Source organism: Pelagibius marinus, assembly GCF_014925385.1.
In the GTDB taxonomy this organism is placed as follows: domain Bacteria; phylum Pseudomonadota; class Alphaproteobacteria; order Kiloniellales; family Kiloniellaceae; genus Pelagibius; species Pelagibius marinus.
This window is the reverse complement of the sequence record NZ_JACSDK010000013.1, coordinates 162008-187992: the sequence shown is the minus strand read 5'-3', so window position 1 is coordinate 187992 and position 25985 is coordinate 162008. Positions and strand designations below refer to the sequence as shown.

The following is a 25985-nucleotide window of genomic DNA, read 5'->3' as shown; positions in this document are numbered from 1 at the left end:
GGCAATGGGGGTGACCATGCAGATCGAGCTTCTCGACACCTTCCTCGACCTGATCGAGACCAACAGCTTCAACCGCACCGCGGAGCGCCTGGGCCTGACCCAGTCGACGGTGTCCAGCCGGGTGAAATCCCTGGAGACCGCGCTCGGCAAGCGCCTCTTCACCCGCAGCCGCGCGGGCACGCAGCCGACCGCCGCCGGCCAGCGGCTGGTCGACCACGCCCGCGCCATGCGCCGAGAGTGGAACGAGGCCCGGCGCGCGGTGAAGCGCAGCGGCGACTTCGCCCAGCTGCTGCGCATCGGCATTCAGAACGATCTCGCCGCCAGCCACATCGGCGACTGGGTCTCCGAGTTCCGCAAGGCGCTGCCGGAGACATCCTTCTATATCGAGCTCGACTACTCCATCCAGATGAGCGCCGACGTGCTGGCCGGCGAGCTTGACCTGGCGGTCCTCTTCACACCGCGCCACCTGCCCGACCTGCACTACGAAAGTGTCGGCGAGATCGCCTACCGCATGGTCAGCACCCAGGCGGCGCGCCTCGCCGAGGTCGACCGCGAGCGCTACATCTTCGCCAACTACTCGCCGGCCTTCGACAGGGCCCACCGCCAGGTGGTGCAGGACTTCCCCGACGCCCCCGTGGCCAGCGGCCAGAGCGCCGCGGTCTGCGGGCTCCTGAGCGCGCTGGGCGGCAGCGCCTTCGTGCTGGAGGAATCGGCGCGCGACCTGGTGGCGGCCGGCACCTGCCGCTACGTCGAGGACGTGGCGCCGATCCCGCAGACGGTCTACCTGGCCACCCACCTGCGCCACCGCCACGTCCACCGCAGGCTGCTGGCTATCGTGCGCCGCTATTTTGCGCGGGCAGGCTGAGCGGCGGTGGGATTGTCCGCCGCAAGGGGGCTATTCCGGGTAGCCGCCCTGCCAGCCGCTGTGCCCTGCCAGGCCCTGGCGCGCGGCGACGCGGCCTTCCGCCTGGTCGTCGATCAAGCGACCGATCTCCTCATAGAAAAGGCTCGCCGTCGGCGAGAGGTGGCGGCCGGCGCGGGTGATCATGGCGTAGGGGCTGACGTCGATGCGTTCGGCCAGGTCCAGCAGGGTGACGGCCGGGCTGAGCCCCGGCGTTCCGGCGAGCAGCGCCCCCGTCTCATCGGAGACCGGCACCACGGCGTCGGAGCGCCGCACCATGCTGAGCGACAGCAGGATCGAGGTGGAGACCAGGGACACGCGCGGCAGCGGCAGGCCGTGGATGGCGAAGCTGTAGTCCATCGCCCGGCGCAGCGGCGTGCCCGGCGGCTGCATGACCCACTCGAAGTCGGTGAGCGCCGCCAGCGCCACCCGGCGCTCGCCGGCCAGGGGATGGTCGTGGCGCACCAGCAGCCGCACCATCTCGCCCTGCACCGGCCGCACGTCGAAGGAGGCAAGGTCCATGTGGCCCGGCACGCGGCCGATGACGAAGTCGAGCTGGCCTTCCAGCAGGCGCGGCACCAGGACGTCGGAGGTGCCGACCTCCACGTTGGCTTCCAGGGTCGGATGCTCCGCCTTGAGGCGCTGCAGGGCCGGCACCACCAGGTTGATGGCGGGCGCCGTGACCGCGCCGATGTAAACCGTCCCGGCCATGCCGGCGCTGATCTCCACCACGTCGCGCCCGGCCTCCGAGAGCTCGGTGAGGATGCGCCGGGCGCGCTCCGCCAGGGCGCCGCCGGTCTCGCTGAGGTGCACGCCCTTGGGGCCGCGCAGGCAGACCGGGGCGCCGAGGATGCGCTCCATCTCCGCCAGCATGCGCGAGGCCGCCGGCTGCGACATGTTGAGCGCCCGCGCCGCGGCGGAGATCTGGCCGGTGTTGGCCAGCGCCAGGGTGAGCCGCAGATGCGGCAGCTTCAGGCGCCGGGCGATACGGTCGGCCGCGTCCGACAAGGCCTTGTTCTCCCAGTTTTTTCGGCCAAAGGGCCGCAGAGGATTTATATACCAGAAAAGTCATATCACCTGTTAAAAATATGATTTGATTGGTATGGGATTACCGACCACCCTGCGATTACGGAGCAGCGCGTCGCTGCACCCCGCCAAGTCTGCGCTGCTGGCGCGGCAACTAAGAATAAAGTCCGGCGTAAAGCCGGGCCGACAGGGCAAAGGAAGGAATGCTTCATGAATCGGATTACATCACTTTTGGCGTCACTCGCCGTGGCCGCCGGCGCCTTGTCGCTGTCGACCGCCACGCCGGTCCTGGCGCAGGACAAGGGGACCATCGGGATCGCCATGCCGACCAAGTCGTCGGCACGCTGGATCTCCGACGGCAACTCCATGGTCGAGCAGTTCGAGGCCGCCGGCTACAAGACCGACCTGCAGTACGCCGAGGACGATATCCCCAACCAGCTGGCGCAGATCGAGAACATGATCGTCAAGGGCGTCGACGTGCTGGTCATCGCCGCCATCGACGGCACCACCCTGTCCAACGCGCTGCAGCAGGCCGCCGACAGCGGCATCAAGGTCATCGCCTATGACCGCCTGATCCGCGAAAGCGGCAACGTCGACTACTACGCCACCTTCGACAACTTCAAGGTCGGCGTGCAGCAGGCCAGCTCCATCGTCGACGCGCTCGATATGAGCAAGGGCCCCTACAACATCGAGCTGTTCGGCGGCTCGCCCGACGACAATAACGCCTACTTCTTCTACAACGGCGCCATGAGCGTGCTGCAGCCCCTGATCGACGAGGGCAAGCTGGTGGTGCGCTCCGGCCAGATGGGTATGGATACCGTCGGCACCCTGCGCTGGGACGGCGCGGTGGCCCAGGCGCGCATGGACAACCTGCTGTCCGCCTACTACAGCGACGCGCGCGTCGACGCCGTGCTGTCGCCCTACGACGGCCTCTCCATCGGCATCCTCTCCTCGCTGAAGGGCGTCGGCTACGGCAGCGCCAGCCAGCCCATGCCGATCGTCTCCGGCCAGGACGCCGAGGTGCCTTCGGTGAAGTCGATCCTCGCCGGCGAGCAGCACTCCACCATCTTCAAGGACACCCGCGAGCTGGCGCGCGTCACCGTCGGCATGGTCGACGCCCTGCTGCAGGGCGGTAAGCCGGAGATCAACGACACCACGACCTACGACAACGGCGTCAAGGTCGTGCCGTCCTACCTGCTGGAACCCGTCGCCGTCGACGGGACCAACTGGGAGAAGATCCTGATCGATTCCGGCTACTACACCGTCGACCAGATCAAAGGATAGCACTAGAGTTCTTGCGTGCATCGGCTCCGCCCCCCGGCCTCGGGGGGTGGGGCTGAGCCACGACCCCAGCAGAGGGGCGGAGCGGGTCGCATGGATGCCATTCTGGAAATGCGCGGGATCACCAAGACCTTTCCCGGGGTCAAAGCGCTGGACAACGTCAGCCTGAAGGTGAAGCGCGGCGAGATTCACGCGCTGGTCGGTGAGAACGGCGCCGGCAAGTCGACCTTGATGAAGGTGCTGAGCGGCGTCTACCCGCATGGTTCCTACGAGGGCGACATCGTCTATGACGGCGAGGTTCAGAAGTTCCGCGGCATCGCCGACAGCGAAGGCGGCGGCATCATCATCATCCACCAGGAACTGGCCCTGGTGCCGCTGCTCTCCATCGCCGAGAACATCTTCCTGGGCAACGAGATTCACCGCGCCGGCTCGATCGACTGGCCGGCGACCTACGCGCGCGCCGACGAACTGCTGCGCAAGGTGGGCCTGAAGGAGCCTTCCTCCACCCTCATCACCAACATCGGCGTCGGCAAGCAGCAGCTGGTCGAGATCGCAAAGGCGCTGTCCAAGCGCGTGAAGCTGCTGATTCTCGACGAGCCGACCGCCAGCCTGCAGGAGAACGACAGCCAGAAGCTGCTGGACCTGCTGCTGGAGTTCAAGGGCCAGGGCATCACCTCGATCCTGATCTCCCACAAGCTGAACGAGGTCAGCCGCGTCGCCGATTCCATCACCGTGCTGCGCGACGGCGCCGCGGTCTCCTCCCTGGACTGCCACGCCGAAGCCATCGACGAGGCGCGCATCATCAAGGACATGGTGGGCCGCGACATGGCGCACCGCTATCCCGAGCGCACCCCGCAGGTCGACGGCGTCCTCATGGAGGTCTTCGACTGGACCGCCCACCATCCGCAGCACCCGGACCGCCAGGTGGTCAAGGGCGTGAACATGACCGTGCGCCGCGGCGAGGTGGTCGGCATCGCCGGGCTCATGGGCTCCGGGCGCACCGAGCTGGCCATGAGCCTCTTCGGGCGCAGCTACGGCCAGAACATCTCCGGGCGCGTGAAGATGAACGGCGAGGACGTCGACGTCTCCAGCGTCGGCCGCGTGGTCGAGGCCGGCATCGCCTACGTGACCGAGGACCGCAAGGCCCTGGGCCTGGTGCTGGACGAGACCCTGGCGAAGAACATCAGCCTGTCGAACCTGGAGCAGGTCTCCTCCCACGGCATCATCGACGAGAGCGCGGAACGCAAGGTGGCGCTGGACTTCCGCGACGCCCTCAACATCCGCACCCCCAACGTCTTCCAGAAGGTCGGCAACCTTTCCGGCGGCAACCAGCAGAAGGTGGTGCTGTCCAAGTGGCTCTTCGCCGGCCCCCAGGTGCTGATCCTCGACGAGCCGACGCGCGGCATCGACGTCGGCGCCAAGTTCGAAATCTACACCATCATCAACCAGCTCGCCGCCGAGGGTAAGGGCGTGGTGATGATCTCCTCCGAAATGCCGGAACTGCTCGGCATGTGCGACCGCATCTACGTGATGAACGAAGGCGAATTCGTCGGCGAACTGAGCGCGGCGGAGGCCAGTCAGGAAAAGATCATGAGCATGATCGTAAGAGGCAAGCAGCCATGACGACCCTATCTTCCGAAATCGCCGAGACCCAGAAAACCCACGTCTCGGTGGGCGACTACCTGAAGCACCACATCCGCGACTACGGCATGCTGGTCGCCCTGGTCGTCATCATGGCCTTCTTCCAGATCTGGACCGACGGCGTGCTGATGAAGCCGCTGAACCTGACCAACCTGTTCCTGCAGAACAGCTACATCATCATCATGGCGCTGGGCATGCTGCTGGTCATCGTCTGCGGCCATATCGACCTGAGCGTGGGGTCGGTGGTGGGCTTCATCGGCGCCCTGGCCGCGGTGATGATGGTCAGCTACGACCTGCCGGTCATCGTCACCGTGCCGGTCTGCCTCCTGGCCGGCGCCCTGATCGGCGCGGCCCAGGGCTACTGGATCGCCTATTGGCGCATCCCCTCCTTCGTCGTCACCCTGGCCGGTATGCTGGTCTTCCGGGGCCTGACCCTGGCGCTGCTGGAGGGCCAGTCCATCGGCCCCTTCCCCAAATCCTTCCAGGCGCTCAGCTCCGGCTTCATCCCCGACCCCTTCGGCCTGGACTTCAAGCTGCTCTCCCTGCTGCTGGGCGTCGGCGTGGGCGCGGGGATGATCATCTTCGGCCTGCGCGCGCGTGCCAAGCAGGCGCGCTTCTCGCACCTGGACGAGCCGCTGAGCTTCTTCCTGGCCAAGAACGGCATCATCGCCGCGGCGATCATCTACATCACCTACCTGCTGGCCACCTACAACGGCCTGCCCAACGTGCTGATCACCATGGCTGTGCTGATCTCCGCCTACACCTTCTTCACCAACAAGTCGGTGCCCGGCCGGCGCATCTACGCCATCGGCGGCAACGAGAAGGCGGCCAAGCTGTCGGGCATCAAGACCGAGCGCCTGACCTTCCTGACCTTCGCCAACATGGGCATGCTGGCGGCGCTCGCCGGCCTGATCTTCGCCGCCCGCCTCAACACCGCCACGCCCAAGGCCGGCGTCGCCTTCGAGCTGGACGTCATCGCCGCCGTCTTCATCGGCGGCGCCTCCATGTCCGGCGGCGTCGGCAAGATCATCGGCGCGGTGATCGGCGCCTTCATCATGGGCGTGATGAACAACGGCATGTCGATCATGGGCGTCGGCATCGACTGGCAGCAGGTCATCAAGGGCCTGGTGCTGCTCGCCGCCGTGATCTTCGACGTCTACAACAAGACCAAGGGCGAGAACTGAAGCGGCTTACCAGATGACCGTAACCGTCCAGGGGGCGCTGGCGGTGATGGCCACGCGGTAGTGCTTGGCGCCGCCCACCTTGATGCGCCCCTGGCCCTGGCCCGTGGTGGCGCCCGCCGCGGCGGTCTTGGCCGTGCTCGACAGCACCGTGGCGCCGCCGCCCTCGCCTGCCGGCGCCTCAGCGGTCGCCACGTTCACCGCGAAGCTGCCGCCGGCCGTCCGCCATTCCAGGGTGAAGGGCCCCTCGACCAGGAGCACCCGGTCGCCGTCGCCCTCCAGGGTCTGCGGCGTCCCGGAACGGGCCAGCGTCTCCGGCTCAGCGGCCTGCAGGGGGCGGCCAGCAGGGGGGCGGCCAGCAGCAGCGCCAAGCCCAAGGCGAGGCGCCGGGGCAGGCAAAGACGAGCGAAAAGGCGGTCTGTCATGGCTCCGGTCCCGGTGGCGTGTCCGGCCAAGACTAGCCCGGGGCCCGTGGCCGCGGCCACATCCCCTTGGGGTTATCCCCAGTCAATGCCCATTCCGCGCGCAACCTGCACAAGTTATGCTCCCATCAGCGCGGGCGGGCGCGGGAAAGGCCGGGAAAGGCTATGCCTGCCCCATGGCATGGGAATTGCTCCCTGTGCAGTTTCAGGCTCCGCCGAACCGGAAGTGGGAGACACAATCAAATGTTTTCGTTGAAGACCCTGCGCAGCGCCGCCACCCGTTGGTCCCTGGCCGCCGTCCTGGCGCTGGCCGCCACCCAGGCCCCGACCCCGGCTTCGGCCGACGAGATCGGCATCAAGTTCACCCTGGACTGGAAGTTCCAGGGCCCGACCGCGGCCTTCCTGGTCGCCGCCGACAAGGGCTTCTACGCCGAGGAGGGCCTGGACGTCTCGATCGACAGCGGCAACGGCTCGGCCGGCGCCGTCACCCGGGTCGCCAGCGGCGCCTACCAGATGGGCTTCGCGGACATCAACGCGCTGGTGGACTTCAACGCCAAGAACCCGGGCCAGTCGGTGAAGGCCGTGATGATGGCCTACGACGCGCCGCCCTTCTCCCTCTTCACCCTGAAGAAGAACGGCATCGAGAGCGCCGAGGACCTGGTGGGGCGCAAGCTGGGCGCGCCGGTCTTCGACGCCTCCTACAAGCTGTTCCCCGCCTTCGCCCACGAAACCGGCATCGACGAAAAAGCGGTGGAGCGGGTCAACATGGACCCGGCCCTGCGCGAGACCATGCTGGTCCAGGGCCAGGTCGACTTCATCTCCGGCCACTTCTTCTCCTCCATGCTGGACCTGAAGTCGAAGGGGGTGAAGGAAGAGGACATCAAGTACTTCCTCTACGCCGACTACGGCATGGACTTCTACGGCAATGCCGTCATCGCCTCGGGGGCCTTCATCGCCGAGCACCCGGCCGCCGTGGCCGCCTTCAACCGCGCCACCCTGCGCGGCTGGAAAGACATCATCGCCGACCCCGAGGGCGCCATCGAGATCGTCGCCAAGTACGACGCCCTGATTGAAAAGTCCCTGGAGCTGGAGCGCCTGAAGCTGGCCCTGAAGGTCAACGTGCTGACGCCCTACGTGAAGGAGCACGGCATCGGCGACGTGGTCGAGTCCCGCCTGAAGAATTCCATCGCCCAGCTCGCCCTGGCCTACGGCCTGGAGACGACACCGGAGCCCGCGGCCATCTGGACCTCGGAGTTCCTGCCGCCGGCCGAGGAGCGTATGCTGGCCAAGTGATGCCCGATTTTCTTTCCTTTGCCGCCTTGCGGCCGTCGCTGTGACGGCCTTCATCGAACTGAGCGGCGTCACCATGAGCTATGGTGGCGCCGCCGGCGCGCTGCCGGCCGTCGCCGACGCGACGCTCCATATCGAGCGGGGCGAGTTCGTCGCCCTGGTCGGGCCCTCCGGCTGCGGCAAGTCTTCCCTGCTGAAGATCGTTTCCGGGCTCGCCAAGGCAAACAGCGGCCACGCCCGTATTGACGGCCGGGAGATCGCCGGCTCCCAGGCGTCGGGCGGCAGGGCCTCGGTGGGCATGGCCTTCCAGAACGCCACCATGCTGCCCTGGCGCTCGACGCTGGAAAACGTGCTGCTGCCGCTGGAGGTCAGCCGCGACACCCGCGCCACCTTCCGCCGCAAGAAAGCCGAGCACATCGAGGCCGCACGCAACCTGCTGAAAGTCGTCGGCCTGGAAGGCTACGAGGATCACGCGCCCTACGAGCTGTCGGGCGGCATGCAGCAGCGCGCCTCGCTGTGCCGGGCGCTGATTCACGGGCCGGAGCTGCTGCTGCTCGACGAACCCTTCGCAGCCCTGGACGCCTTCACCCGCGAGGAGCTGTGGGACGTGCTGCAGAACCTCTGGCTGCAGCGCAAGTTCACCGTGATCCTGGTGACCCACGACCTGCGCGAGGCGGCCTACCTGGCCGACCGCGTCTACGTCATGAGCAAACGCCCGGGCCGCATCGTCTACGAGCGCCCGGTGGCCCTGCCCCGGCCGCGCAGCCTGGAGACCACCTTCGAGGAGGACTTCGTCGCCCTGGTGCACGTCCTGCGCGACCACATCAGCGAGGTGCGGGCGGCTTGATCTCTTCCCTGAAACTGACCCCGGTCAAGCTGGCGCCCTGGGTCGCCACCATCGGGCTGTTCATCCTCTGGGAGGCCGCCTGCCGCCTCTTCGCCATCCCCGAGTTCGTGCTGCCGGCGCCCAGCAAGACGGTGGCGGCGCTGATCGAATACGGGCCGGCGATCTGGCACAACGCCTTCTACACCTTCTGGGTCACCTTGCTGGGCTTCGCCCTGGCCGTGGTCTTCGGCCTGGCGCTGGGCATCGTCACCGGCGCCTCGGCGCTGGTCTATTCGGCCATCTATCCGCTGCTGGTCGGCTTCAACAGCATCCCCAAGGTGGCCATCGTGCCGGTGCTGGTGGTGTGGTTCGGCATCGGCACCATCCCGGCGGTCCTCACCGCCTTCACCATCTCCTTCTTTCCCATCGTCGTGAACGTCGCCACCGGCCTGGCCACCCTCGAGCCCGAACTGCGCGACGTGCTGCGCGCCCTGGGCGCGCGCAAGCTGGACATCCTGCTGAAGGTCGGCGTGCCGCGCTCCATGCCCTACTTCTTCGCCTCGCTGAAGGTCGCCGTCACCCTGGCCTTCGTCGGCACGGTGATTTCCGAGACCGTGGCCGGCAACGCCGGCATGGGCCACCTCATGCTGACCGCCGCCTCCAGCTTCCGCGTGCCGCTGGTCTTCGCCGGCCTGCTGGTCATCGCGGTGATGGGCGTCGGCATGTACGCGATCTTCGCGCTGGCCGAGCGGCGGCTGGTCGGCTGGGCCTTCCGCGGCGCCGAGCAGGCCTGAGCGCGCCACCGGTCCCGAAAACGGCCCGGCAAGAAAGCGCGGTTTCCCGCCACGATGGCCTCCCGGCTTGCGGCCCCCGGCCCAAGGTGCTTCTTATCGGGCCCACAAAGACCGGTGGGGGAGGTGACAGGTGGCGGGCGCAGAGCTCAAGGAAACCTACGGAAGCATGGCGGTGGCCCGCGGAGTCGCGGAACTGCGCGCGGTCGTCGGCGGCTGGAAGCGGGCCGGGGAGCGGGTCGGCGTGGTGCCCACTATGGGCGCCCTGCACGCCGGCCACATGGCCCTGGTCGAGGCGGCGCGGCAGGACTGCGACCGGGTCATCGCCACCATTTTCGTCAATCCCAAGCAGTTCAACCGGCCCGACGACCTCAGCAGCTACCCGCGCGACGAGGCCAGCGATGCGGCCAAGCTGAACGCGGCCGGCGTCGACCTGCTCTTCACGCCGCCGGTGGAGGAGGTCTATCCCGAAGGCTTCCAGACCAAGGTCTCGGTCCCTGTCCTCTCCGACTGTCTCTGCGGCCTGACCCGGCCCGGCCACATGGACGGCGTGGCCACGGTGGTCGCCAAGCTGTTCCTCATGACCGCCGCCGAGCGCGCCTACTTCGGCGAAAAGGACTACCAGCAGCTGCTCGTCGTGCGGCGCATGGCGCGCGACCTCGACATCCCGGTGCAGGTCGTGCCGGTGCCTACGGTGCGCGACACCGACGGCCTGGCGCTGTCGTCGCGCAACGCCCTGCTGAGCGCCGAGCAACGCGCCCAGGCCCCCGTCATCCACCGCACCCTGGCGGCCATGGCCCGCCGGCTGGCCGCCGGCGAGACGGTCGCCGAAATCCTGGCCTGGGGCCACACCGAGCTGACCGCCGGCGGCATCGAAAACCTCGATTACCTGCAGCTGCGCGCCGACAACAGCCTGGAGGAACTGGTGAAGCTCGACCGCCCGGCCCGCCTCTTCGTCGCCGGCTGGATGGGCAAGGTGCGCCTCATCGACAACGTCGCGGTTCCGGTGGGGGCTTAGGTGCGTTTTCCGCCCAGGTCCTTTCGCACGATCGACGTATCAATCATTTGAGTCGCGGCATTTTCGAGCCTCGCTACGGCGTCGTAAATGGCATCCCAAATACCGGCCTTTCTCCGCTTGTTGAAGCGGTTATAGCAGGTTGTGTAGGGGCCATACTCTCCAGGCAAGTCACGCCATGGCGCGCCCGAACGCAAAATCCAGAAGATGCCGTTGAGAACGGGGCAAACAACATCCCACTCATACTGGGATAGCTCATAGCGCATCAGTAATCCCAATCATTCAACATTTTTATTGAATAATGGGCTCTTTTGCTTTATTTTACAAATTTGTTGAATGACTGAGGGGACGAAATGGCACGACAAGCGCGAACAGATTTGGATGGTGTGTTCACGGCCCTGGCCGATCCTACAAGGCGGGCGATCTTGGCTCGGCTCGCGCAAGGCGACACCTATGTAACGGAGCTGACCGAACCGCACGACATGTCTTTCGCCGCCGTCTCACGACACATTCAGGTGTTGGAGAGCGCCGGGCTTGCGAGCCGCATCAAGGAAGGGCGCAAAATCCGTTGCCGCTTCAACCCGGCGCCGCTGCGTCAGGCCGAAGACTGGATCACACGCCAGAAACAATTCTGGGAAGGGACGCTAGATAGCCTTGAGCGCTTCGTTCTCGATACGGATAAATCCGGGGGGCGAAGATGACCGACAGCCAAATACCTTTGATTGTTCGGAGGACAATTTCTGCTGAGCGCGAGCGGGTTTTCGATGCGTTTTCGAATGCGGAATCGCTATCCCATTGGTCTACGCCGCGTGCGGACATTATCGTTGACATAGAAATTTTGACCTTTGAGATCGGCGGCAGATTTCGTTTTCGCTATCGAATGCCTGATGGCCGTCGGCCAACGGTTAGCGGCGCCTATGAATGCATTGAGCCGCCGGTCAGGATCGGGTTTTCCTAGATTTGGCAGGCGCCCGATCCGCTGGCCAACATTCCCATGCGCATTCTCGTCGAGCTTGTGGACAACGGCGGGGAAACGGAAGTTGCAATTACTCATGAGGGGCTGCCGTCCGATCGGGCATGCAGCATTCATGAGAGCGGATGGGAGGCCGCGTTGATCAGCCTGCAACGCTATCTCGATCTAGTAGGTCGTAAAACTGTGGCGCAAAAAGAAGTAAAGGCATCCATATGAGAGAGCTCGCGTTGTTGACGTTTACGACCCTCGACGGCGTGATGCAGGCGCCTGCCTTACCCGAAGAAGATTGCTCGGGAGGTTTCAGTCACGGAGGCTGGGCTATGCCGTGGTGGGATGAGGTCATGGCGCAAGTGCGCCATGAGGCAATGGTTGAGCCCTATGATCTTCTGCTTGGCCGGAAGACCTATGAGCTATTTGCTTCGCACTTTTCAGAACTTGAGGGCGACGACGAAGCGAGCATGATGAATGCCGCAACAAAATATGTGGCGACAAACACGCCGAAAGACCTCGACTGGAAGAATTCGATCCCAATCACCGGTGATGTCCCGGCGCAACTTGCTCAGTTAAAAACGCAAACTGGCCCGCTGTTACAGGTTCATGGGAGTTGGGCACTAATACAATCGCTGTTCACACACGACCTCGTGGATGAGATTCGTCTCTGGACTTTTCCAGTGATGGTCGGTCCCGGCAAGCGTCTCTTCGGTTCCACCGCTGCGACCAAACAAGAACTCGCGCTCACAAAGTCGGCGACAACGGCGAACGGTGTCGTGATGAGCATCTACCGGTGTAAACGCCGCTCAACCTCAGCGGGGCCTGGACGATGATCAAAGGCGCCGCTGCTCTCTTCCCTCATACTGTGCAAGCCGCCCGTGTTTATAGTGTCTCGCCCGAGACGGCGTTTAACGCCTGGACCGACCCGGCGTTGCTGGAAAGATGGTTCGGCCCGCCTGATTACCGCGCCGAAATCCTCACGCATGACCTTTATGTGGGCGGTGCGTGGCGGTTTCGGATGATCGGCGCCAATGGCGATTGCTCTCATCATTTCGGAACATTTCTCGAAATCGATCCGCCTCGCCGGCTTGTATTCACGTGGGCATCCGAGGAGTTGGTTGAGGGCTGGCGGGATGAAACCGGTGCGCCGACACGCGTGACCGTGGAATTCTTTCCCCGCAACGGCGGTGTGGAAGTTTGCGTCAGCCATGAACAGCTTCAGTCGGCAGAAGCGCGCCGCGCGCTCACCGGCGGTTGGGCTGGTGGTCTGGAATCGCTTGCCGTTCTTCTGGAAGGGGGGCGGGCGCGATGAAGCTCTATAATGCCAATTCCGGCAACACCAAGCGGGTACGAATTTTCATTGCCGAAAAAGGCATCGATATTCCGCGCGTTGATCTTGAGCTTGGCGTCGATACGCGCGCGCCGCAATTCCTGAAGATCAACCCCCTTGGCGAAGTTCCGGTGCTGGAATTGGATGACGGTCAGATCATCACCGAAAGTCTCGCCGTCTGCAGGTATCTCGAAGCGGCTTTCCCTGAGCCAAGTCTGATGGGACGGGATCCCGCCGAGCAGGGTCATATTGAGATGTGGAGTCAGCGGATATACGGGCAGTTGTTTATGACCTACGGCTTGCTTGTCCGGCATTCCATTCCGCTCTTTGCGGAGGTGGTCGATCAAATCCCCGCCTTCGCCGAAAGCCTGAAAGCGGCCATTCCCGGGAAATGGTCCTGGCTCGAAACCGAGATGGCGGATGGCCGTGCCTTTATTGCTGGAAACACATTTTCCATGGCTGATGTACAAGCCATGACAGTCCTTTGGATTGCGGATGCGTTGAAACTACCCATACCGGCACACTGTCATCACGCAACAAGATGGGCGGCTGCGATGAGATCACGCCCAAGCTGGAATGCCTAGTCGTCTTTATGAGTACACGACCTAGTCCTAGTCGCCCGGTCGGGCGACGCGGGACCGACACCCGATGTGCTCCGACCTTGCAGTAGATCTAACCTTGAGAGAGGGCCGACTCCGGGCTCGAAGCAGTCATCGCTCCTGTGCGGAAAGCGCGTCCTGACTCTAGACTTTCGCCGCCTCACTGCGCGACCATAGGACCGTAGTCAGATTACGGACAAGAACCTATGGGCCTAGCCCTGAACGCCGCCGGCGGCCTCGGCATTTTTCTCCTGGCCATGGCGATGATGACCGAAGGCCTGAAGGTCTTCGGCGGCGAGCGCCTGAGGCGTTCCCTGCAGCGCTGGACCTCCTCGCCGCTACGCGGCGTGGCGGCGGGCGCCTTCATCACGGCGCTGGTGCAGTCGTCCAGCGCCGTCACCGTGGCCACCATCGGCTTCGTCAACGCCGGCGTGCTGTCGCTGCAGCACTCGCTGGGCGTTATCTTCGGTGCCAACGTCGGCACCACCATGACCGGCTGGCTGGTCAGCCTGGTCGGCTTCAACTTCAAGATCGAGGCCTTCGCCCTGCCGATCATCGCCCTGGGCGTCGCCCTGCGCGTGACCCTGCAGGAAAAGCGCCTGCGCGGGCTGGGCGAGGCGCTGACCGGCTTCGGCCTGTTCTTCCTCGGCCTTTCGATCCTGAAGGACAGCTTTTCGGAGGTCGCCGCGACCTTCGGTACCACGACGCTGGCCACAACCGCCGTCAGCGGCGTGGGCGGCATCGCCCTCTTCGCCCTGTTCGGCCTGATCGCCACGGTGCTGACCCAGTCGTCCAGCGCCGCCATCGCCCTGATCATCACCGCGGCCAGCCAGTCGGTGCTGGGCCTGGGCGCGGCCGCGGCGGCCGTCATCGGCGCCAACGTGGGAACCACCTCGACCGCCGCCTTCGCCGTGATCGGCGCCACCCCCAACGCCAAGCGGGTGGCTGCCGGCCATATCCTCTTCAACGCCGGCACCGGCCTGATCGCCCTGGCCATCCTGCCGGCGCTGCTGTGGGGTGTCGAGGCGCTGGGCGAACTGCTGGGCCTGACGCGCCAGCCGGCCATCGTGCTGGCCCTGTTCCACACCGTCTTCAATCTGCTCGGCGTGGCGCTGATGCTGCCCTTCATCGGCCGCCTCGGCCGCTTCCTGTCGCGCCATTTCACCACCGCCGAGGAGGACATCAGCCGGCCCCGCCACCTGGATCGCACCGTCGCCGCGACTCCGGCCTTCGCCGTGCCGGCCCTGGAGCAGGAACTGCGCCGCATGCAGGACCTGGTCTGCGGCACCGGCCTGGCGGCCATCGCCGGGCAGAAGGACCGCGCCCGCGTCATCGAGCGCCGGGCGGAGGCCATTGCCCAACTGGGCCGGGCGGTGGCGGCTTTCGCCGTCGAGGTGCGCATGGAGGGCATGTCCCGCACGGTGGCGGAGTATCTGGCGCGCCTGCTGCGTGTCGCCCGCTATCTGGACGAGGCCGCGACTCTGCTGTCGCGGACCCACAGCCTCAGTATCGAAAGCCACCGCATCACCGACGACGCCACCCAGGCCAGCGTGCTGACCCTGCTGGCCTCGGCCCAGAGCTGTCTCATGGTCTGTGCCGAGACCGGCTACGAGAACGACTGGCGCGAACGCCTCGACGAAGATCAGCTCGACTTCGAGGCCCGCTATCAGGAAACCAAGGCGGTGGTGCTGCGGGCCGCCGCCGTGCACCTGCTGTCCATCGAGCAGGCCGATCACCTGCTGGACGCCATGAGCAGCACCCGGCGCATGGTCGAGCAGCTGGTCAAGGCCTCGCTGATGCTGCTGGACGAGATCGAGACCAGGGCACAGGAAAACGGCGCAGCGGAACAAGCGCCCGCCGAGGAGGAGCTGCAGCAAAGCGGCCGCTGACGCCGCGGGCAAAGCGCGTCAGTGCCGGCCCTTGCGCTTTTCCCTGTGCTTGCTCCTGTGCGTATCCTTGTGTTTTCCGCCCTGCGTTTCCTTGCCCTCCAGGGCGCCGACGAGTCGGCGCAGGATCACGCCGCGCGCCTTGTCGTCCGCCGCCTTTTCCAGGCGCTCGCGCAGATCCAGGGAGAATTCCGCCAGCTCGTTGTGCCAGTCGCGCCCGCGCAGGGATTCGCGCGCCAGGCGGTGCGGCACCGGGCGGAACTGCACTTCGCCGTCGCCGGACAGCAGGTCGACCACGTCATCGAGCTGCGGCACGATGATACGCTCCGCCGGGACGCCTTCCTTCTCCAGGGCTTCGCGCAAGGCCTCCAGCGATTCCTCCTCGCCGTGGGTCAGAAAGACCGCCGACTTCACCGGCAGGCGCTGCTTCACCCAGTCGACCAGCTGATCTCCGTCGGCATGGCCGGAGTAGACGTCGATCTGGCGGATCGCCGCCTTCACCCGCAGGTCCTCGCCCTGAATCTTGACGGCGGAGACGCCGCGCGCCAGCAGCGAGCCCAGCGTGCCTGGCGCCTGGTAGCCGACCAGCAGGACGGTGGCGTCGCCGCGCCAGAGGTTGTGCTTCAGGTGATGGCGGATGCGCCCGGCATCGCACATACCGCTGCCCGCCATGATGATGGTCCCGCCGGCAAAGCGGGCGATCATCTTGCTCTGCTCCACCGACTCGGTGAAGCGGATATTCGGCCGGTGGAAAAGGTTCGGGACCCGGGCAATATCCTCCAGCGCGTCGGCATTCTTCTCAAAGGCGCTGGTCGCCTTGATGGCCAGCGGCGAGTCGAGGAAGACCGGCACCTTGGGCAGCTCGCCGCTGTCGAACAGCAGTGTGAGGTCCAGCAGCAGCTCCTGCGTGCGTTCCACGGCGAAGACCGGGATCAGCAGGTTGCCACCGCGCGCCAGCGCCGACTTGACCTCCCGGGCCAGGATCGCCCGGCGCTGTTCGGGGGTGGCGTCCTGGCGCTTGCGCCCGCCGTAGGTCGATTCGCAGCAGACGTAGTCGAAGTTGTCGGGCGCCTCGGGGTCGGGATGGAACAGCTTGTGCTCCGGGCCGATATCGCCGGAAAACAGCAGGCGGCAGAGCCGGCGGTCGCGCTGCCCGGTGGCGATCTCCACCTCGATGGAAGCGGCCCCGAGGATATGGCCGGCGTTCCAGAAGCGCACGCGCACCCCCTCGCCGGCCTCGCGCCAAGTCTCGTAGGCGACCGTGGAGCAAGCCTTCAGGGCTACGTCCACGTCGTCGCGGGTGTACATCGGCTCAACCGCCGCCTTGCCACGCTGAACATTGCGGCTGTTGAGGCGCATGACCTCGCTTTCCTGGATATAGGCGCTGTCGGGCAGCATGTAGGTCAGCAGATCGAAGGTGCCTTCGGTGACGAAGATCGGCCCGTTGAAGCCCTGCTTGACCAGCTTGGGAATCAGCCCCGAGTGGTCGATGTGGGCGTGGGTCACGAGCAGGAAGTCGATCTTGGCGGGATCGAAGGGGAAGGCGCCGTAATTCAGTTCCTTCAGGGTCTTCGAGCCCTGGAACATGCCGCAGTCGACAAGGAACTGACAGCGATCGGTCTGCATCCAGTAGCAGGAGCCGGTCACCGTGCCGGCGGCCCCGCAGAACTTCAGCAACATCGGGCGATCCTGACAGGTGATTGCGCTACGTCTCTGCCATAGCCCTTCCGCCGGGCCGAGTCAAAGAACCTGGCCCGGCATCACAGCCGCCGCTATTCGGCGGTAATGAAGTTGGGCTCCGGCAGCTCGACCCTCCCGCCGCCCTTTGTGTCGACCTCGTCGACCAGGTCGATCCAGGCCGCCAGGTCGAAGTGGGGCGGCTTGTCGCCGAAGCATTCCTGCTTCACCTGGGCGAAGAGGCTGCGGGCCTGGTCCAGGCGCTCCCCGCGCCCGTCCCAGGCGGTGTTCCCCTGCAGCAGGTCTTCCGTCGCCGTCGACAGCAGAGCCACCAGGGCGCCGTCGTAGGCGTTCATCAAGGGCATGACCCGCGGGACCGAGACCGGCCAGTCGGCGGGAATGGCCGGGGCGTCGTTCTGCCAGGCCCAGATGGCGCGCAGCAAACGCCAGTCCTTCTCGGCCGCGGCGTAGTCGCCGGCGTCGTGGTTGAACCGCGCGCGCATGTAGTGGTAGGGCACCTCGACCAAGCGGTCCAGGGCCGCCAGGTCGATGGCCGAGCCCAACAGGTGGATGGCGCCGTTCACGCCGTCGCGGTCCTCCGCCGCGGTGGGGCGGCGGCGCAGCAGCTCGCCCGCGGCGTCGCGCGGCCGCGAACGGGCGAGGCGGGCCCAGAGATAGCGCTCCAGCGAGACCTCCCAGTTGCGCCGGCCCTGCTTCTCGTAGTGCTCGACCCGGCGCAGGGTCGGATCGGCCAGGGGATTCAGCTCGAAGCCCTCCCAGTCGACCTGCCAGCCGACGTAGCTGCTGTGCGGGCTGGGTTGGCGGTCGCCGGTGGTCATCCAGACCTGATCGCGCCAGGGGCGGCGCTGGGGGTCGGCCAGCACGATGCTGCCGAGTTGGCCGTAGACCTTGCGCGGCACACGGCCAAAGGCGCGCTCGGCGGCCAGCGGGTCCGGCGGATGAGGCAGCTGCCGGCGGATCTTCTCCAGGCTGCCGTCGCGGCTGGAGGCCAGCCAGTCGATGGCCCAGCCAACGTCGATGCGCTGCTGCCCGGCGTCGGCCTTCAGCGCCGCGGAGACCGAATCGAAGCGCGCGTGGGTCTCCAGCCACTTGCCGAAGGTCGGCGTGAAATGGTTGTCCTCCCCGTCGAAGACGCGCTCCATCATGTCGTGGTGCAGGAAGTGGTTGGTCTGGGCAACCGCCTCGCCTTCGTGCCTGGTGACGCGCACCCGCTCGCCGTTCACCTCGATGCGGCGCACCTTGCCGCTCTTGGCGTCGGAAACGAAGAAGGTCCAGGCGGCGAAGTGGCGGGTGTCCTCGGCGATGGCGACCGCGTCGTCGACGCTGCCCGCCTCGCGCAGCATGCGCTGCTGCACGAAGGGCGCGATGTCGCCGCTGTCGAACAGAAAGCCGCTTTCCACCTCGGTGGTCGACATCTGGTGCAGGGAGACCGCGATGCCGGCGTCGTTGAGGCCGCTGATGCCGCCCGGGTAGATCAGACCGGCGGTGCCGAAAGCCGCGTACTTGTGCCAGGCGGCGTTGCCGCCGGTCTCGTCCAGCAGGGACAGCACCGGCGCCTTGTTCCAGTTGTAGAGATCGGCGTCCAGGTTACGCGCGTGCAGGTGCAGTCCTCTGGCGGCCAGCGGCGCCGGCACCGCAAAGCCGGTGCAGGCGAAGTCGACGCGGTTGTTGGGCCCGCCCAGGGCCTGCAGCACCCGGGCCACGTCCTTCTGCTTGGCGGTGTCCTGCTGCGCGGATTCCAGGTAGCTGCGCGCCTCCGGATCACTGAGGCGGGAGAGCACCAGGGCCAGCACGCCCGGCGCCTTGGCGGCGCGCAGGCCGGGAATGGAGAAGGCGTGCAGCACCCCGTCGACGACGTTGCCCACTTCGATGGCGATGAGCGCGTCGCGTACCTCCAGCTCGGAGAATTTCGGGTTGGGCCGGGCGTCCCGGTAGCCGGCGGCCAGGCCGTCCACCGCCGCCTGGAACTCGTCGCTGGAGTGGGCCAGCACCCGGTCGCTGTAGGCGCGGTAGAGGGCGGAGGCGACCTGGCTGAAGAGGTCGCTCTCCAGGTTCACGCTGCGGGCGATGGTGGAGACGATCTCCGGAAAGGCGCCGGTCTCGATCTCCTGCGCCAGCAGGCGGCCGTGGTCGTAGGCCATGTCGGGAAAGCTGCCGCGCTGCTTCAGGAAAAAGAACGGCTGCCCGCCGACCCTCAGGCGGCGCAGGCTGCTCTCGGCCCGGCCCTCGCCAGGCCCCAGGGTCACCGCGGCCTTATCCAGGCCCTCGATCCCGTCGCTCATCGACCTATTCCCCTTCTCCCAGGCTTACGGACCGCCCCCGTGGGCAGGACAAGATAGCAAAGAGCGCAGATCGCGGCCCCGCGCCGTGGGGGAAATCACAGTTAGAACACATCGCCGGACAATTCGTGCCCCGAATCAAGGCCTTGAGACGGATCAACACGGGCTCTGGCAAAACCGGGCCTGTTGCGCTAAATCCAAGTCCGAGCCCCCATTTCGCGAGAAAGAGCCTTACTCCATGACCCACGTCCCCCACGAACTGCACGAAGAATTCCCCGAGGCGGCCGAGACCCTGCACAAGCTGAAGCTGGAAAATCACCACTTCGCCAAGCTGGCCGACGAGTATCACGAGGTTAACCGGGAAATTCACCGTATCGAGGCGGACGTGGAAGCCGCCTCCGACGTCCGGGCCGAGAACCTGAAGAAGCGCCGCCTGGCCCTGAAGGACGAGATCGCCGGGATCATCCAGTCCAGCAGCTAGGCCCCCCTGCAGCCAGCGGCGGCCCGGTCGGCCGCCAGCTCGGCCGGCTCCGCCGGCAGAAGCAGGTCGTCCTCCCCCACCACCGCCTCGTAGAACTGGCCCACCAGTACCATGTCGACCGCCTCGCCGCCGCGCGAGAGCGGTAGATGCAGGCGCTTGGTCCAGTGGAACTCCTTCTCGGCCCAGCGGAAGTTCCCCTCCGAATAGACCGGCGCGGCGCGGCTGACCACCAGGGTGTAGAGACGTCGGGCGAACGCCAGGGTCGACCCGCTGGTCAGTTCCTCGATTGTCAGGCCGGTGTAGTCGAAGCCGTGCGCGGCGACGATCTCCGTGCCGACCAGGCGGTAGCGGATGGCGCGGCCGCCGTCGCCCACGTCGGAGAGAATCAGGTTCTTCAGCAGGCGCGGCATGGCCGTCGGGTCGAAGGCGTCGCGCGGCATGCCGATGCCCTCGCGGCTGTGCTGCAGCCAGTGGTCATAGAGTTCCCGCAGGCCCGGATGGGCGATGTGGCGGCGGAATGAGGGCGCCTGCGCCATGGGCTTTCCTTCGGCTCGCGCCTGGATACTCTTTCCTCGGTCCGGCGGACTGCGCGACGTGCCGAATGCCCTTCCGAGGCAAATGAGTCTACACAAAGTCGACGTCGGCTGTCAGGTTTCTTGTCGATAACTCCATCGGGCGCGGCCTGCACGAAAGGACGAGATATGGACAAGATACGTTGGGGCGTTCTCAGCACCGCCAAGATTGGTATCGACCTGGTCATCCCTGCCATCCAGCGCTCGCGATACGGCAGGGTGGCGGCGATCGCCTCACGCGAGCGGGACCGCGCGGCGGCGGTGGCGCGGGACCTGGGCATCGAAAAGGCCTACGGGTCCTATGCCGAACTGCTGGCCGACCCGGATATCGACGCCATCTACAATCCGCTGCCCAACAACCTGCACGTCGACCTGACCCTTGAGGCGGCAGCGGCCGGCAAGCCGGTACTCTGCGAGAAACCCATCGCCATGAACGCCGCCGACGCCGAGCGCCTGCGCGCCATCGACGGCAAAGTGCCGGTCATGGAAGCCTTCATGGTGCGCTTCCATCCGCAGTGGCTCTGGGTGCGCGAGCAGATCCGCGCCGGCGCGCTGGGGGAACTGCGCGCCATCCAGTGCTTCTTCTCCTACACTAACCGCGACCCCCAGAACATCCGCAACAAGATCGAGACCGGCGGCGGCGCGCTGCTCGACATCGGCTGCTACCCGACGGTGATCAGCCGTTTCCTCTTCGAGGGCGAGCCCGAGCGGGTCTTCGCCCTGATCGAACGCGACCCCGACTTCGGCACCGACCGTCTGGCCAGCGCCATCCTCGACTTCGGTGACGGGCGGCGCAGCGACTTCACGGTGTCGACGCAGGTGACCGCCTATCAGCGCGTCCATGCCGTCGGCACCAAGGCGCGCCTGGAAATCGAGATTCCCTTCAACGCCCCGCCGGGCGGGGAGACACGGGTATTCATCGACGAGGGCACGAAACCCGGCGACGGCCTGCGCAAGACCCAGACCATCGCCGCCTGCGACCAGTACAGCGAACAATGCGATGCCTTCGCCCGCGTGGTGATGGGCGAGGCCGAACTGCCCTACGGCGTAGAGGACGCCGTGCAGATGATGCGTATCCTCGACGCCCTGTTCCGCGCCGGCGACAGCGGCACCTGGGAGAGACCGGGCGGATAGCCGTACACAAGGCTCAAAGGTCTGTCGCTTGACGCTGTGAGGCGTGGATCGCACAGTGTGCCGCACAGGCCAGCGCTCCCACCTTCAACGGCGAAAGTTCCATTATGCTCGAGATCTGGTTCTCGCTCGGATACGTCCTCCTGCTTGTCGTGCTCCTTTTCGCTTTCATACTATGGCGTTCCGGGGGCGTCGCCGCGTCGATCCTGGCGCTCGTCGTCGGGATCGCGTGCTGGTCCTGGTGGGAATACGCAAGGCCGACCTGGACCACCGGCTTCGTCAGCGGCACCGAGGTGCGCCGGACCGATCCCGATGCCCAGGGAAGAACGCGGGACGTGCAGTACGTCTATATGAGAAACAAGGCCGACGCCGGGGTCGAGCTGGAGAACGAAGATTCCTGGTGGTGGTTCAAGCGTAACAGCGAGCGGGTATTCAACGACGCCAAGACGGCGTCGGATCGAAAGACAGAGGTCACCGTCATGTGGAACCGCTGGCGCTCGCAGCTCTTCTCCTGGCACCCGAACATCATCGCGATGGGACCCGCCGGCTCATGGCCGCTGTGGTCGTGGCGGACGCTGACGTTCTACGGTCTCTCTGTCGTGCTGTGGATCAGCTACTTCTACGCCTTCACCTGGCTCCACAGACGGATCAGCAGGATCTGAGCGGTCGCGCAGCGGCAGCCGCGATAGTCGAGCGTCCAGGCAGAATCAACTCTTCCGGGCTTTTCCTAAAAGATCTCGCGCCCCTGACGGTATTCCAAAACAAGTATACGCACGACTACGGCGTGTATTTCAGTAAATACGGCGAAATATTCTGTCTTTTCATCAAAGAAATAGAATTTTTTAAACATTAGCGGTCTCCATTAAAGACCTCTCGACGAAGACCCGGCTTCCAACGCCGAGCCGCCGGGGTATGGGATGGAGAAGAAAATGTCCAAGATCCGCATCACGATCCGCGGTAGCCTGCTTGCTGTCAGTGCCCTCTTGGTGGGCATCGTCGTCGTCCTGACGACCAACAGCGCCCTCGACGCCTGGCGCCAGATGAGCGAGGCGCGGCTGGTACAGGCCAACAATCACACGGCCGACCTGTTCCTGGAGAGTGCCGCCAACTGGGCGGCGGAGCGCGGCATCACCAACGCCGCCCTGTCCTCCTGGGACGCCGCGACGCCGGAGCAGCGCGAAGCCATCGACCAGCGCCGGGCAGCCTCGACCAAGGCCTTCGAAGAGGCCCTCGTCGAGCTGGAGAAGGAGCCTGAGTTCGCCGGCAAGGACGATCTGGTGGCAAAGCTGAAGGCCGCCTACCAGAAGGTCGTGGAGCTGCGCAGCCGCGTCGATGCCGATCTTGCGAAATCGAAGATCGAACGTGACGCCGAGGTCACCAAGACCTGGGTGCCGACGATGACCGGCCTTATCATGACATCGCAGCACCTGCGCCAGGTGAGCCAGTTCCGGCCGGACACCATCGCGACCCAGATCCAGATGCTGAGCGACCTGAAGCAGGCGCTGTGGGTGATGAGCGAATACGCCGGGCGCGAACGCGCGGTGATCGGCGGCATCCTCTCCTCAGGCTCGCGCATCGAACCCGCAGCTCTGCAGCGGCTCGCGAATTTCCGCGGCCATCTTGAGCAGGCCTGGAACCAGGTGCAGATCTATCTCGCCTCGGAGAACGCCTCGCCGCTGATCGTCGAGGAAGCCAAGAAGGTCGAGGAACTGTTCTTCGGCAGTTATCAAGAACTCCGCCTGAGCATCTACGAGGCCGGCCTCGCGGGCAACGGCTACCCGGTCAGCGCCGGCATATGGATCGAGAAAGCAACGGGCGCCATCAACGAACTGACCAAGATGGCGAGCATTGCCGGCGACGTGTCCAGCGACTTCGCCGGACGCTCGGCCGCAGGCGGCCAGAAGTCGTTCTTCCTTCACGCGGCTCTGCTGGTCCTCTGCCTGGGCATCGGCGGCATCGCCTTCTGGGTTGCGATCTGGCGCGTCGCCAAGCCGATCCGGACCATGACCGGCGCCATGACGCAGCTGGCCAAGGGCGATCTGAAGGTGGATGTCCCCGGGATCACGCGGCACGACGAGATCGGTGAGATGGCGCAGTCCGTCCAGGTCTTCAAGGAGAACGCCATCGAGACCGAGCGCCTGCGTCAGGAGCAACAGGAAGCCGAGAAGCGCGCCGAGGCCGAAAAGCGCCGGGCGATGAACGAGCTGGCCGACAAGTTCAGCGCCGACGTCGGCGAAGTGGTCGAAGCGGTGACCAGCGCCAGCACACAGCTGGAGACCACCGCCCAGTCGATGAGCTCGGTGGCCGAGCAGACCAGCCAGCAGGCGGGGGCCGTCGCCTCCGCGGCCCAGCAGTCCGCCGCCAACGTGCAGACCGTGGCCTCGGCGAGCGAGGAGCTGAGCGGTTCCAGCCAGGAGATCGGCTCGCAGGTGTCGGAGTCCGCGAAGATGGCGAAGTCGGCCGTCGACGAAGTCTCCAAAGCCACCGACCAGGTGCAGGGACTGGCTGAGGCCGCGGAGAAGATCGGCGCGGTGATCGATCTGATCCAGGACATCGCCGAGCAGACCAACCTGCTGGCGCTCAACGCCACCATCGAGGCGGCACGCGCCGGCGAGGCCGGCAAGGGCTTTGCCGTCGTGGCCCAGGAAGTGAAGTCGCTCGCCACCCAGACCGCGAAAGCGACCAGCGACATCGGCGAGCACATCTCCCGGGTGCAGTCGGAGACCAAGGAGGCCGTCGGCGCCATCGACGCCATCGGCAGCACCATCACCAAGATCGACGAAGTGGCCGCCTCCATCGCCTCGGCGGTCGAGGAGCAGATCGCCGCGACCAGCGAGATCTCCCGCAATGTGCAGGAAGCCGCCAACGGCACCCAGGAGGTGACCGAGAACATCTCCGGCGTCAGTGAGGGTGCCCAGCAGACCGGCACCGCCTCCGAGCAGATGCTCTCGGCGGTGAGGCACCTGTCCAGTCAGGCCGACGCCCTGCGCGGCAAGGTGGACAGCTTCCTGAGCGAGGTGCGCAGCGCCTGATCGGGTGAGCGCTCAGGCGCGGGCGTCGTAGGGACCGCCCGGCGTCAGCGACAGGCCGGTAAGGGTGCGGTCGAGGTGGCGGCTGCGCCAGGCCAGCAGCTTCTCCGCCATGGCCACACGCACCGCCTGGTAGTTGGCGTCCTCGACCACGTTGCGCAGTTCGTCGGGATCCTGCTGCAGATCGAACAGCAGCGGCGGCAGGCCGGCGAAGTGGACGTACTTGTAGCGCGCGTCGCGGATCACGGCGAGCGAGCAGTCGTCCAGGTCGAGGCCCAGAGCCGACTGGGACCTGCCGCTCGATACCTCCCGAAAGTCGAACTCCCAATGCGCCTCCTGGCGCCAGGCCGCCGGCGTCTCGCCGCGCAGGAAGGGCGCCAGGGAAACGCCGTCGGCGGGCCCGGCGCGCTCGGCGCCGGCCGCCTGCAGCACCGTCGGCAGCACGTCGACCGCTTCGGTGAAGGCGGTCACGCGCCCGCCGAAGCCTTCCGGATGGCGCGGGTCACGGACGATCAGCGGGATGTGGTAGGCCTGATCGAAGTAGCCGAATTTCCCCAGCGTCCAGTGGTCGCCCATCATCTCGCCGTGGTCGGAGGTGAGGACGATGATCGTATCGTCCCAGGCGCCTGCCGCCTTCAGCCCCTCGACGAGGCGGCCGATCTGGCGGTCGACCTCCGAGATCATGCCCCAGTAGGTGGCCCGCACATTGCGGAAGGCCTCCTCGGGCCAGTCGGCGACCAGGCGCTGGCCCTCGTCGAGAAAGCAGAAGCTGCCCCCCGCCGTGCGCTCCAGCCAGTAGGCCAGGTAGGGATGCTGCGCCGCCTCCTCCCCCGGCGAGGCAGCGCGCCGGAAGGCCGGTCCCGCGGCCGGGTCGTAGAGCGCGTTGAAGGGCTCCGGCACCACGAAGGGCGGGTGCGGGCGCAGGAAGGAGATGTGGGCACACCAGGGTCCGTCCTTGGGCTGGCCCGGCAGCCAATCGAGGAAGGCGTCGGTCAGGAAGGCCGTCTCGGTCTCGTCCTGGCTGAAGCGCGGCGGCTGCGTCGTCGGCAGCGCCGGGCGCCCGCCGGCCGGCAGGAAGAGGTCCCAGGGGTCGGCCGGCAGCTTGTGGCCCCGTCCCTGCATCCAGGCGAACCAGGCGGCGTTGTCCTCCGGCAGCTTCACTTCGGCGGTAAAGCCGGGCAGCACCTCCTCGTAGGTGGTCAGGCGCGGATCGTCCGGCGTGGTGGTGCGCGGGTCCACCGCCTGGTCGGTGTAGCCGAAGAGGGTCGGCCGGTAGCCCACGCGGCCCAGCGCCCTGGCGAGATTATCGTGGCGGGCGTCCAGCGGTGTGCCGTTGCGCAGCACCCGGTGGTTCATCTGGTAGAGCCCGGTGTAGAGCGAGGCCCTGGCCGGCGAGCAGGGCGCCGCCTGGGCGTAGTGTCGCAGGAAGCAGGTGCCCGCGTCGGCCAGGACGTCGATGGCCGGGGTGCGGACCACCGGATGGCCGGCCGGGCCCAGGCAGTCGCCGCGCCACTGGTCGGCCGTGATCAGCAGGATGTTCGGTGTCATCGCCGGATTCGCCCTTTGCGGTCTCACCTCTGCCCAAGAGGCCGCCGCCTTTCACCACGCTTTGCGCCGGCTGGCAACCTTCCACCGCAGAGCG

The 25985-nt window shown here is 66.2% G+C and carries 23 protein-coding genes and 2 pseudogenes; 18 read left to right on the top strand and 7 right to left on the bottom strand.

From position 1 onward, the window contains the following. The first annotated feature begins 16 nt into the window (after nucleotides 1-16). On the top strand, nucleotides 17-865 hold the full coding sequence (locus H7X47_RS15660; RefSeq protein ID WP_193369648.1) for a LysR family transcriptional regulator: 849 nt from the start codon (nucleotides 17-19) through the stop codon (nucleotides 863-865). A 30-nt stretch (nucleotides 866-895) separates the two neighbouring features. Here the strand turns inward: H7X47_RS15660 and H7X47_RS15655 are convergent, their stop codons facing one another. Further along, complete coding sequence (locus H7X47_RS15655) at nucleotides 896-1909, bottom strand: LysR family transcriptional regulator (RefSeq protein ID WP_193369647.1); 1014 nt, start codon at nucleotides 1907-1909, stop codon at nucleotides 896-898. A gap of 228 nt (nucleotides 1910-2137) precedes the next feature. Between H7X47_RS15655 and chvE the strand changes: the two genes are divergently transcribed. The 3 genes from chvE (at nucleotide 2138) to mmsB (ending at nucleotide 6033) form a co-directional block, all read left to right on the top strand. Further along, nucleotides 2138-3211: a multiple monosaccharide ABC transporter substrate-binding protein gene (chvE, locus tag H7X47_RS15650; RefSeq protein WP_193369646.1), complete on the top strand. Its 1074-nt coding sequence runs from the start codon at nucleotides 2138-2140 to the stop codon at nucleotides 3209-3211. 90 nt (nucleotides 3212-3301) lie between these two features. Next, on the top strand, nucleotides 3302-4831 hold the full coding sequence (gene mmsA, locus H7X47_RS15645; protein WP_193369645.1) for a multiple monosaccharide ABC transporter ATP-binding protein: 1530 nt from the start codon (nucleotides 3302-3304) through the stop codon (nucleotides 4829-4831). Further along, on the top strand, nucleotides 4828-6033 hold the full coding sequence (gene mmsB / locus H7X47_RS15640; RefSeq protein ID WP_193369644.1) for a multiple monosaccharide ABC transporter permease: 1206 nt from the start codon (nucleotides 4828-4830) through the stop codon (nucleotides 6031-6033). Before mmsA ends, mmsB begins: the two co-directional genes overlap by 4 nt. 6 nt (nucleotides 6034-6039) lie before the next feature. Here the strand turns inward: mmsB and H7X47_RS15635 are convergent, their stop codons facing one another. Beyond that, entirely contained in the window at nucleotides 6040-6291 is a 252-nt protein-coding gene (locus H7X47_RS15635; RefSeq protein ID WP_193369643.1) for a hypothetical protein, read from the bottom strand. A 404-nt stretch (nucleotides 6292-6695) separates the two neighbouring features. Between H7X47_RS15635 and H7X47_RS15630 the strand changes: the two genes are divergently transcribed. The 4 genes from H7X47_RS15630 (at nucleotide 6696) to panC (ending at nucleotide 10377) form a co-directional block, all read left to right on the top strand. Then, nucleotides 6696-7745: an ABC transporter substrate-binding protein gene (locus H7X47_RS15630; protein WP_227010528.1), complete on the top strand. Its 1050-nt coding sequence runs from the start codon at nucleotides 6696-6698 to the stop codon at nucleotides 7743-7745. A gap of 40 nt (nucleotides 7746-7785) precedes the next feature. Beyond that, nucleotides 7786-8589: an ABC transporter ATP-binding protein gene (locus tag H7X47_RS15625; protein ID WP_322096495.1), complete on the top strand. Its 804-nt coding sequence runs from the start codon at nucleotides 7786-7788 to the stop codon at nucleotides 8587-8589. Beyond that, entirely contained in the window at nucleotides 8586-9362 is a 777-nt protein-coding gene (locus H7X47_RS15620) for an ABC transporter permease (RefSeq protein ID WP_227010527.1), read from the top strand. The genes H7X47_RS15625 and H7X47_RS15620 overlap by 4 nt, the downstream gene beginning before the upstream one ends. Before the next feature lie 130 nt (nucleotides 9363-9492). After that, a complete protein-coding gene (gene panC / locus H7X47_RS15615; protein WP_319633618.1) occupies nucleotides 9493-10377 on the top strand; it encodes a pantoate--beta-alanine ligase in 885 nt (294 codons plus the stop codon). A gap of 23 nt (nucleotides 10378-10400) precedes the next feature. On the opposite strand, the pseudogene H7X47_RS15610 reads toward panC, so the two are convergent. After that, nucleotides 10401-10643, bottom strand: a pseudogene (locus H7X47_RS15610) (transposase); the annotation flags it as partial. Between the two features lie 84 nt (nucleotides 10644-10727). Here H7X47_RS15610 and H7X47_RS15605 point away from each other — a divergent pair. From H7X47_RS15605 to H7X47_RS15575, 6 genes and pseudogenes are all read left to right on the top strand, one after another. After that, a complete protein-coding gene (locus H7X47_RS15605) occupies nucleotides 10728-11075 on the top strand; it encodes an ArsR/SmtB family transcription factor (RefSeq protein ID WP_193369641.1) in 348 nt (115 codons plus the stop codon). Next, a pseudogene (locus tag H7X47_RS25860) lies at nucleotides 11072-11563 on the top strand (SRPBCC family protein). Before H7X47_RS15605 ends, H7X47_RS25860 begins: the two are co-directional and overlap by 4 nt. 14 nt (nucleotides 11564-11577) lie before the next feature. Then, nucleotides 11578-12171, top strand: coding sequence for a dihydrofolate reductase family protein (locus H7X47_RS15590; RefSeq protein ID WP_264373093.1), 594 nt, complete (start codon nucleotides 11578-11580; stop codon nucleotides 12169-12171). Then, complete coding sequence (locus tag H7X47_RS15585; protein ID WP_193369637.1) at nucleotides 12168-12650, top strand: SRPBCC family protein; 483 nt, start codon at nucleotides 12168-12170, stop codon at nucleotides 12648-12650. Before H7X47_RS15590 ends, H7X47_RS15585 begins: the two co-directional genes overlap by 4 nt. Beyond that, a complete protein-coding gene (locus H7X47_RS15580) occupies nucleotides 12647-13252 on the top strand; it encodes a glutathione S-transferase family protein (RefSeq protein WP_193369636.1) in 606 nt (201 codons plus the stop codon). The genes H7X47_RS15585 and H7X47_RS15580 overlap by 4 nt, the downstream gene beginning before the upstream one ends. Before the next feature lie 221 nt (nucleotides 13253-13473). Continuing rightward, nucleotides 13474-15156 (top strand): Na/Pi cotransporter family protein, encoded by a 1683-nt coding sequence (locus H7X47_RS15575; protein ID WP_193369635.1) that lies wholly within the window; start codon nucleotides 13474-13476, stop codon nucleotides 15154-15156. A gap of 18 nt (nucleotides 15157-15174) precedes the next feature. Here H7X47_RS15575 and H7X47_RS15570 read toward each other — a convergent pair whose 3' ends face one another. After that, nucleotides 15175-16833 carry an MBL fold metallo-hydrolase RNA specificity domain-containing protein gene (locus H7X47_RS15570; protein WP_193369634.1) on the bottom strand — a complete coding sequence of 553 codons (1659 nt, stop codon included), beginning with the start codon at nucleotides 16831-16833 and terminating at the stop codon, nucleotides 15175-15177. Nucleotides 16834-16925: 92 nt separating this feature from the next. Next, entirely contained in the window at nucleotides 16926-19133 is a 2208-nt protein-coding gene (locus H7X47_RS15565; RefSeq protein WP_193369633.1) for a C45 family autoproteolytic acyltransferase/hydrolase, read from the bottom strand. Nucleotides 19134-19368: 235 nt separating this feature from the next. Here H7X47_RS15565 and H7X47_RS15560 point away from each other — a divergent pair, with 235 nt between their 5' ends. Further along, nucleotides 19369-19611: an HP1242/YdcH family protein gene (locus tag H7X47_RS15560; RefSeq protein ID WP_193369632.1), complete on the top strand. Its 243-nt coding sequence runs from the start codon at nucleotides 19369-19371 to the stop codon at nucleotides 19609-19611. On the opposite strand, the gene H7X47_RS15555 is transcribed toward H7X47_RS15560, so the two are convergent. Continuing rightward, the gene (locus H7X47_RS15555; protein ID WP_193369631.1) at nucleotides 19608-20147 is read right to left on the bottom strand and encodes a PAS domain-containing protein; all 540 of its coding nucleotides are present in this window, start codon (nucleotides 20145-20147) and stop codon (nucleotides 19608-19610) included. The two genes, H7X47_RS15560 and H7X47_RS15555, sit on opposite strands and share 4 nt — an antisense overlap. 165 nt (nucleotides 20148-20312) lie before the next feature. Between H7X47_RS15555 and H7X47_RS15550 the strand changes: the two genes are divergently transcribed. The 3 genes from H7X47_RS15550 to H7X47_RS15540 all read left to right on the top strand — a co-directional run bounded on the left by H7X47_RS15550 (nucleotide 20313) and on the right by H7X47_RS15540 (nucleotide 24346). Further along, the gene (locus H7X47_RS15550) at nucleotides 20313-21317 is read left to right on the top strand and encodes a Gfo/Idh/MocA family protein (protein ID WP_193369630.1); all 1005 of its coding nucleotides are present in this window, start codon (nucleotides 20313-20315) and stop codon (nucleotides 21315-21317) included. A 149-nt stretch (nucleotides 21318-21466) separates the two neighbouring features. Then, the gene (locus H7X47_RS15545; RefSeq protein WP_193369629.1) at nucleotides 21467-21976 is read left to right on the top strand and encodes a DUF1523 family protein; all 510 of its coding nucleotides are present in this window, start codon (nucleotides 21467-21469) and stop codon (nucleotides 21974-21976) included. 267 nt (nucleotides 21977-22243) lie between these two features. Further along, nucleotides 22244-24346 carry a methyl-accepting chemotaxis protein gene (locus tag H7X47_RS15540; protein ID WP_193369628.1) on the top strand — a complete coding sequence of 701 codons (2103 nt, stop codon included), beginning with the start codon at nucleotides 22244-22246 and terminating at the stop codon, nucleotides 24344-24346. 12 nt (nucleotides 24347-24358) lie between these two features. Here H7X47_RS15540 and H7X47_RS15535 read toward each other — a convergent pair whose 3' ends face one another. Continuing rightward, nucleotides 24359-25891, bottom strand: coding sequence for an alkaline phosphatase family protein (locus H7X47_RS15535; protein WP_193369627.1), 1533 nt, complete (start codon nucleotides 25889-25891; stop codon nucleotides 24359-24361). Nucleotides 25892-25985: the final 94 nt, after the last annotated feature.